Source organism: Protofrankia sp. Cj3, assembly GCF_917627355.1.
Lineage (GTDB): Bacteria > Actinomycetota > Actinomycetes > Frankiales > Frankiaceae > Protofrankia.
This window is the reverse complement of the sequence record NZ_CAKJTR010000040.1, coordinates 18,519-22,427: the sequence shown is the minus strand read 5'-3', so window position 1 is coordinate 22,427 and position 3,909 is coordinate 18,519. Positions and strand designations below refer to the sequence as shown.

The following is a 3,909-nucleotide window of genomic DNA, read 5'->3' as shown; positions in this document are numbered from 1 at the left end:
CTTATCCCCACTACCCAGCCTCACCGGCCCGCGCGCAGCAGCTCAGACCGCCGTTTGTACTCGTCCTCGTCAATCTCCCCGCGGGCGAACCGCTCAGCCAGCACATTCTCGGCATCGGCCCGATCGCCGCCAGCGTCCGAACGGCCAGTCGGGCGCCCGCCACCCAGGTAGCGAACGAGCACGACGACGCCCGCAATGACCAGGCTCCAGAACAGGACCATCATCACGGACATCGCGAGCCAGGCACCCCAGCCCCAGCCCCACATCATCGCTGTCATCCTCCCGAGCGAAGGCGCGCCCAGCCCTGGCGCGGTCGTCCACCTCCTCTGCAAGCATCCCCGTTTCCGCACCTCTGAATCCGAGCTGCACGGATCAGCCCGGTCGGGATAACAGGCCCTTGCCGGCGGTGTCGGTCCCGGCACTCCCACGGGGCAGGAATGCTGACATCAGCTCAGAGCGACCAGCAACAACGGAACTCACCCGAAGCGGCCGCAGCGAAGGAGCCGAACCATGGCGCAGCAGCGTGATGTCTCCGCCTCCCACGGGGTCCCTGCCGGCCGCGAGGCGATCGATGCGGGAGAGGGCCCGGTGACCGCGGTTCTCCCATCCGGCACATCCGGCACATCTGGCGGGCATGCGGGGATGTCGATGGCGGCGATGGTCGCTGACATGCGCAATCGTTTCCTGGTCGCGGCGCTCTTCTCGATCCCGATCCTGCTGTGGTCGGCGATCGGCCGCGACGTCCTGGGCTTCGACGTGGCCGCGCCGTTCGGGTTGCGCGACGACGTGTTCCAGCTGATCCTCAGCCTCCCGGTGATCTTCTGGGCGTCGTGGATCTTCTTCGACGGGGCGATACGGGCGCTGCGCGCCCGGACGCTGGACATGATGGTTCTGGTCGCGGTCGCCATCGGCACCGGCTGGACCTACTCCCTCGTCGTCACGCTCACCGGCGGCGGGGACGTCTTCTACGAAGCGGCCACCGTGCTCGCCGCGTTCGTGCTGCTGGGGCACTGGTTCGAGATGCGCGCCCGCGGCGGAGCCACCGACGCGATCCGCGCCCTGCTCCAGCTCGTGCCGGAGAAGGCGCTGGTGGTGCGGGACGGCGAACCGGTCGAGGTACCGACCGCCGAGGTCGCCGTCGGTGACCTGCTGCTCGTCCGCCCCGGAGGCAAGATCGCAGTCGACGGGATGGTCGAGGCGGGCGAGTCCGACCTCGACGAGTCGATGGTGACCGGCGAGAGCCTGCCGGTGCACAAGACCGTCGGCACGCAGGTGATCGGCGCGACCATCAACACCACCGGCACCCTGCGGGTCCGGGCCACCAAGGTCGGGGCGGACACGGCACTGGCACAGATCGTCGCGCTCGTTCAGGAGGCGCGGAACAGCAAGGCGCCCGGTCAGCGACTGGCCGACCGGGCGGCGTTCTGGCTGGTGCTCGTCGCGCTGCTGGGCGGGCTCGGCACACTGCTCGTCTGGCTGCTGGGAACCGGCCGTCCCGCGACCGAGGCAATCCTGTTCGCGATCACGGTGGTCGTCATCACCTGCCCGGACGCGTTGGGGCTCGCCACCCCGACGGCGATCATGGTGGGGACCGGTCTCGGTGCGAAACGCGGCATCCTGTTCAAGAACGCGACCGCGTTGGAGACCTCGGCCCGGATCGACGCGGTCGTCCTGGACAAGACCGGCACCCTGACCAAGGGCGAACCGGAGGTGACCGAGATCCTCACGGACGGCAGCGTCGACGGTCTGGACGAGGAGGAGCTGCTTCGGCTGGTCGCCGCGGTCGAACGGGAGTCCGAGCATCCACTCGCCGCAGCGATCATCCGTCATGCCGACGCACGTGAGGTACCGGTGGCCCGCGCGGAGGCGTTCACGAGCCACCCTGGACGCGGGGCGGCCGCCACCGTCGACGGACGGCACGTGATGGTCGGCAACCGCCGACTGATCGAACAGGAAGGAGTCCCACATGATGATCTTAACGCTCAGTGGGACGCACTGCCGGCGGGCGGCCGGACCCCAGTAGGTGTCGCGGTCGACGGCCAGCTGGCCGGGATCATCGGCATCGCTGACACGCCGCGGCCGACAGCTGCCGCCGCGGTGCGAGCACTGCACGATGCCGGCGTCGAGGTAATCATGCTCACCGGCGACAACCAGGCCACCGCCGAGCGGATCGCCGACGAGCTCAACATCGACACGGTCATCGCCGAGGTCCTGCCCGGCGACAAGGCCACAAAGATCGCCGAGCTACAGCGCGACAGCCGTCGGACCGCCATGGTCGGCGACGGCGTCAACGACGCTCCGGCGCTGGCCCAGGCCGACCTCGGCATCGCCATCGGTGCCGGCACCGACGTGGCGATCGAGACCGCCGACGTGGTACTGATGCGTTCCGACCCCCTCGACGTACCAGCCGCACTGCTCATCGGCCGCGCCACGCTCCACAAGATGCGCCAGAACCTCGGCTGGGCCGTCGGCTACAACACCATCGCCCTACCGATCGCCGCAGGGGCCTTCGAACCCGCCTTCGGCCTGGTACTACGCCCCGAGATCGCGGCCCTGGCCATGTCCGGATCCAGTTTCCTGGTCGCCGCCAACGCACTCCTGCTCAATCGGCTGCAGCTACCACCCGCCCTCGCCACATCACCGGAAGGACCAACGACGCCGGACGTCCAGTAAGAGCGCCCGGCAATAGGGGCGTGGATCAAGGAGCGGGGCTGGGGCGCGTGCATCGCAAGGCGGCGGAGGGAGCCACCCTGGTCCGTGGGGTGTCGACCGACAAGCCGGGGTACCCGTGCATCGCGCAGCGATGGACGGGGAGCGATGCGGCGAGGTGCGTGCCCCAGCCCCGCGACGCCGCGTCCCCTCTTGCCGGTCGCTCTAAGAAGCGTGGTGGACGCCGGTCCCGGTGAAGGCGTTCGGCCTCAATACCGGCGGCCACCGACGGACGAGCGCGCAGCGGGGAGTCCGGCCGACGACACCTCATCAAACAGCATGCGCAAAAACGATCACGTTATCCAGATAGTGGTGGGTTTTCCTGTTGAAATCACCGCCACAGGTGATGAGGCGTAGTTCAGGACGATCAACCGTGCCGTAGACGTCCGCCGCCGGGAAGGCACTCTTCGAGACCTCCTGGATGCGGTCCACCACAAATCGCACAACCGTTCCGTCAGCCCTTTTTATCTCCACCAAGTCATTTTGTTTGATCTTCTCAAGGCGGTAGAAAACAGCTGGCCCGGTTGTTGAGTCGTAATGTCCGACGAGGACGGCCGCACCGACGTCACCTGGACGCGGGCCATATTCGTACCAGCCGATTTCACCCCAGGACGTCGGCACCTGGAGCGTTCCGTCCGAGTTGAGCCCAACCGGCCCGACGGCCGCAGCCGTGCCCAGCGCGGGAATATTCAGGAAGATCGGCCGGCTATCAGCCGTACGCGCCGGAGCGGACACCGCCGCAGACGTACCAGCTGGTGGTTTATCCGTGGCAACGACGCCTGTTGGGACAGTCGTCGCAGGAATTCCAATGTCCTTCCCGAATTCCTGCGAAACAAGCCTCTGGCCGCTCACTCCAATCAGGATGAGTCCAAGCAGAATCAGCCACCGTGCCGGCAAGAGGACTTTCGGCTTCCTCCCGGCAATATCGCGTCCCATGCCGTTCCCCCAGACATCAAATGGCTACTGTGTTGCCCGCGGTAACAGTACCGCTACCGCATGAGAGAAGAGGAAGGTCATGACGCACAGAATTGGCCGGGGTGTGGTGATGCTGGCAATATCGGCAGCCACCGCATTCTTTGTTGGCATTAACCCCGTATCCGCGTTTGCGAATGACGACTCGTGGGACTCGGACTCGCACCACAGCTGGACGATCGATGCGCCGGACAGCCCGACTGCGACGGCCAGCGCCAGCGCCAGCGC

Annotated in this window: 4 protein-coding genes; 1 reads left to right on the top strand and 3 read right to left on the bottom strand. The window is 67.1% G+C overall.

Features of this window, described 5'->3' with window-relative positions:
- Positions 1 to 20: 20 nt before the first annotated feature.
- On the bottom strand, positions 21 to 269 hold the full coding sequence (locus MJ783_RS07890) for an SHOCT domain-containing protein (RefSeq protein WP_239309614.1): 249 nt from the start codon (positions 267 to 269) through the stop codon (positions 21 to 23).
- Positions 270 to 510: 241 nt separating this feature from the next.
- On the opposite strand from MJ783_RS07890, the gene MJ783_RS07885 reads away from it, so the two are divergent.
- On the top strand, positions 511 to 2,673 hold the full coding sequence (locus MJ783_RS07885) for a copper-translocating P-type ATPase (protein ID WP_239309613.1): 2,163 nt from the start codon (positions 511 to 513) through the stop codon (positions 2,671 to 2,673).
- Positions 2,674 to 2,979: 306 nt separating this feature from the next.
- Here MJ783_RS07885 and MJ783_RS07880 read toward each other — a convergent pair whose 3' ends face one another.
- Both MJ783_RS07880 and MJ783_RS07875 read right to left on the bottom strand, forming a co-directional pair.
- Positions 2,980 to 3,645: a class F sortase gene (locus MJ783_RS07880; RefSeq protein ID WP_239309611.1), complete on the bottom strand. Its 666-nt coding sequence runs from the start codon at positions 3,643 to 3,645 to the stop codon at positions 2,980 to 2,982.
- A 24-nt stretch (positions 3,646 to 3,669) separates the two neighbouring features.
- A partial coding sequence (locus tag MJ783_RS07875) for a hypothetical protein (RefSeq protein WP_239309609.1) occupies positions 3,670 to 3,909 on the bottom strand: 240 nt, incomplete at its 5' end.

Coding starts and splice junctions, on each gene's coding strand:
- MJ783_RS07885 (WP_239309613.1), top strand. CDS start 511: ATGGCGCAGCAGCGTGATGTCTCCGCCTCCCACGGGGTCCCTGCCGGC.
- MJ783_RS07890 (WP_239309614.1), bottom strand. CDS start 269: ATGATGTGGGGCTGGGGCTGGGGTGCCTGGCTCGCGATGTCCGTGATG.
- MJ783_RS07880 (WP_239309611.1), bottom strand. CDS start 3,645: ATGGGACGCGATATTGCCGGGAGGAAGCCGAAAGTCCTCTTGCCGGCA.